Raw genomic sequence first — 4,246 nt, forward strand, 5'->3', positions numbered from 1 at the left:
GACTTAGTTCCTAGTAAGATATCCTTGAAATAGAATGACGCTACTACTTGATATGTACCCGTGTTGATGTACTTATTTAGGTTGTATTTTACAGTTACTAAGTCAGGAAGATTAGTTGCTTCAATCGAGATTACTTCTCCAGTGTACGTTTCTGTTTTGTGTTCAAAAATCACTTTGTCTAAAGAAGGTAATTCTTCTTGTACTTTAGTAATTGATAAAGTCGCAGATACTCTATATGGCATTGGTGTATAATTACTACTACCACTTAGTGTGGCTGTGACAGTATGGTTACCTACTTCTGTGTGTGTATTGTTAGTATAAGTAAGTGTTAGTTCTTGTGGAACTTCACCTGATATTATAAGTGACTTTGGCTTACCATCATATATAAAGGATTTACTTTTTAGTTCCACTAATTGAGTAATATCAGCAGGTAGTATGATGAGCTCATTTGATCTGGTACTTGTGATATAATTGTCTCCTTCTAATTTTACAGAAGCTTTATACGTACCTGCGTTAGTCGCTCTGTTATTTTTATAAGTAGCAGTTACGCCTAGAGGTAGTTCACCTTCTAATAGTAGTTCGTGTTCTTGACCATCGTAGATTACTTCTTTCTTACTAAATTTGACTCCCGTAATACGTGCTTTCTCGATAGTCAGTGTAGTAGACTTAGTTCCTAATAAAATGCCCTTGAAGTAGAATGAAGCTATTACTTGGTAAACACCAATGTCAGTATACTGGTTCTTATCATAAGAGACTCTTACGTTATTAGGAAGGTTAGTAGCTTCAATTGAGATTGTCTCTCCTGTATATGTTTCTGTTTTATGTTCAAAGATTACACCCTCTAAAGAAGGTAACTCTTCCTCTTTTTGTGTAATTGATAAAGTCGCAGACAGCGTATAAGGCATCGGAGTGTAGTTAGAGCTACCACTTAATGTTGCTGTTACTATGTGATTGCCTATTGCTGTATGTGTATTATTAGCATAAGTAAGTGTTAGTTCTTGAGGGACTTCGCCTGTAACAGCTAGTGACTTCGGTTTACCATCATATATAAACGACTGGCTTTTTAGCTCGACAAGTTGAGTGATATCAGCAGGAAGTATGATGAGCTCGTTTGATCTGGTACTTGTGATGTAATTGTCTCCTTCTAATTTTACCGAAGCTTTATAGATACCTGCATTAGTAGCCTTATTATTTTTATAAGTAGCGGTTACGCCTAGAGGCAATTCACCTTCTAATAGAAGTTCATGTTCTTGACCATTATAGGTTACTTCTTTCTTACTAAATTTCACTCTAGTGATACGTGCTTTTTCGATAGTCAGTGTAGCAGACTTAGTTCCTAGTAAGATGTCCTTGAAGTAGAAGGAAGCGACTACTTGATAAACACCAGTATTGATGTATTCATTTTGATTGTACTTTACAGTAACTAAGTTAGGAAGGTTCGTTGCTTCGATTGAAATAGCCTCTCCAGTGTACGTCTCTGTTTTATGCTCAAAAATCACTTTGTCTAAAGAAGGTAATTCTTCCTCTTTCTTTGTAATTGATAAAGTTGCAGACAGCATATAAGGCATCGGTGTATAGTTATCACTACCACTTAATGTTGCTGTGACAGTGTAATTGCCTATTTCTGTATGTGTAGTATTAGTATAAGTAAGTGTTAGTTCTTGAGGTACTTCACCTGTAACAGCTAGTGACTTTGGCTTACCATCATATGTAAACGACTCACTTTTTAGCTCGACAAGTTGAGTAATATCAGCAGGTAATATGATTAGCTCGTTTGATCTGGTACTTGTGATGTAATTATCTCCTTCTAATTTTACAGAAGCTTTATAAGTACCTGCATTCTTATGAATATTGTTTTTATAAGTACCTGTTACGCCTAGAGGTAGTTCTCCTTCTAATAGAAGTTCGTGCTCTTTGCCATCGTAGGTTATTTCTTTTTTACTAAACTTGACTCCTGTAATACGTGCTTTCTCGATAGTTAGTGTAGCTGACTTAGTTCCTAGTAAGATGTCTTTAAAGTAGAATGACGCTATTACTTGATATATACCAGTGTTGATGTACTCATTTTGGTTGTACTTTACAGTAACTAGGTTAGGAAGGTTGGTAGCTTCAATTGATATAATCTCTCCTGTATATGTCTCTGTTTTATGTTCAAAGATTACACTGTCAAGTGAAGGTAATTCTTCTTGCTTCTTAGTAATCGATAACGTAGCAGACAGCGTATAAGGCATTGGCGTATAGTTGGAACTACCACTAAGTGTTGCTGTTACTGTGTGATACCCTACTTCTGTATGCTTGTTGTTTTTATAAGTAAGCGTTAGTTCTTGAGGGACTTCGCCTATAACGGCTAGTGACTTTGGCTTACCGTCATATATAAACGACTCACTTTGTAGCTCGACTAATTGAGTGATATCAGCAGGAAGTATGATTAGCTCATTTGATCTAGTACTTGTGATATAATTGTCTCCTGATAAAGTTACAGAAGCTTTGTACGTACCTGCATTCTTATGAATATTGTTTTTATAAGTAGCGGTTACTCCTAGAGGCAGTTCTCCTTCTAATAGTAGTTCGTGTTCTTTACCATCGTAGGTTACTTCTTTTTTACTAAACTTCACTCCCGTAATACGTGCTTTTCCGATAGTTAGTGTAGCAGACTTAGTTCCTAGTAGAATATCTTTAAAGTAGAAGGTAGCTACTACTTGGTAAACACCAGTATTGATGTACTCATTTTGGTTGTATTTTACAGTTACTAAGTCAGGAAGATTAGTAGCTTCAATTGAAATAACCTCCCCTGTATACGTTTCTGTTTTGTGTTCAAAGATTACATTGTCTAAAGAAGGTAATTCTTCCTCTTTTTGTGTAATTGATAGTGTAGCAGATAGGGTATAAGGCATCGGCGTGTAGTTAGTACTGCCGCTTAATATTGCTGTTACTGTGTGATTCCCTATTGCTGTCTGTGTATTATTAGTATAAGTAAGAGTTAGCTCTTGAGGAACTTCACCTGTAACAGCTAGTAATTTTGGCTTACCGTCATATATAAACGATTGGCTTTTTAGCTCGACAAGTTGAGTGATATCAGCAGGTAATATGATTAGCTCGTTTGATCTAGTACTTGTGATATAATTGTCTCCTTCTAATTTTACAGATGCTTTATATGTACCTGCATTCTTATGAATATTGTTTTTATAAGTAGCAGTTACGCCTAGAGGTAGTTCTCCTTCTAGTAGTAGTTCGTGCTCTTTACCATTATAGGTTACTTCTTTCTTACTAAACTTGACTCCCATAATACGTGCTTTCTCGATAGTCAGTGTAGCTGACTTAGTTCCTAGTAAGATGTCCTTGAAATAGAAGGAAGCGATTACTTGATAAACACCCGTGTTGATGTACTCATTTAGGCTGTATTTTACAGTAACTAAGTTAGGAAGGTTGGTAGCTTCGATTGAAATAGCCTCTCCAGTGTACGTTTCTGTTTTGTGTTCAAAGATTATCCCCTCTAAAGAAGGTAATTCTACTTGTTTTTTAGTAATCGATAATGTAGCAGATAATGTATAAGGGATAGGTGCGTAGTTATCACTACCACTTAGTGTTGCTGTGACAGTGTAATTGCCTATTTCTATATGTGTATTATTAGTATAAGTAAGTGTTAGTTCTTGAGGTACTTCACCTGTAATTATTAGTGACTTCGACTTACCATCGTATATAAATGACTCACTTTTTAGCTCTACTAGTTGAGTGATATCAGCAGGTAGTATGATTAGCTCGTTTGATCTGGTACTTGTGATGTAATTATCTCCTTCTAATTTTACAGAAGCTTTATATGTACCTGCATTAGTCGCTCTGTTGTTTTTATAGGTAACAATTACTCCTTTAGGTAGTTCTCCTTCTAATAGCAGTTCGTGTTCTTTACCATCGTAGGTTACTTCTTTTTTACTAAACTTGACTCCCGTGATACGTGCTTTCTCGATAGTCAGTGTAGCTGACTTAGTTCCTAGTAAGATATTTTTAAAGTAGAATGAAGCTACTACTTGATATGTACCAGCGTCAATATATTGGTTCTTATCATAAGAAACTCTTACGTTATTAGGAAGGTTAGTCGCTTCTATAGCAATTACTTCACCAGTATACGTTTCTGTTTTGTGTTCAAAGAATACATTATCAAGGGATGGTAGTTCTACTTGTTTTTTAGTAATTGATAGTGTAGCAGATAGGGTATAAGGCATCGGCGTATAGTTAGAGCTACCACTTA

The 4,246-nt window shown here is 35.7% G+C and carries 1 protein-coding gene; it reads right to left on the reverse strand.

All coding sequences use genetic code 11. The annotated features are described in order from the left end of the window. Positions 1–4,246, reverse strand: a 4,246-nt coding sequence (locus MODO_RS19410; RefSeq protein WP_162264459.1) for an MBG domain-containing protein, incomplete at both ends; no start/stop codon positions are given.

Origin of the sequence: Myroides odoratimimus (genome assembly GCF_001485415.1) — a bacterium.
Taxonomy (GTDB): Bacteria; Bacteroidota; Bacteroidia; order Flavobacteriales; family Flavobacteriaceae; genus Flavobacterium; species Flavobacterium odoratimimum.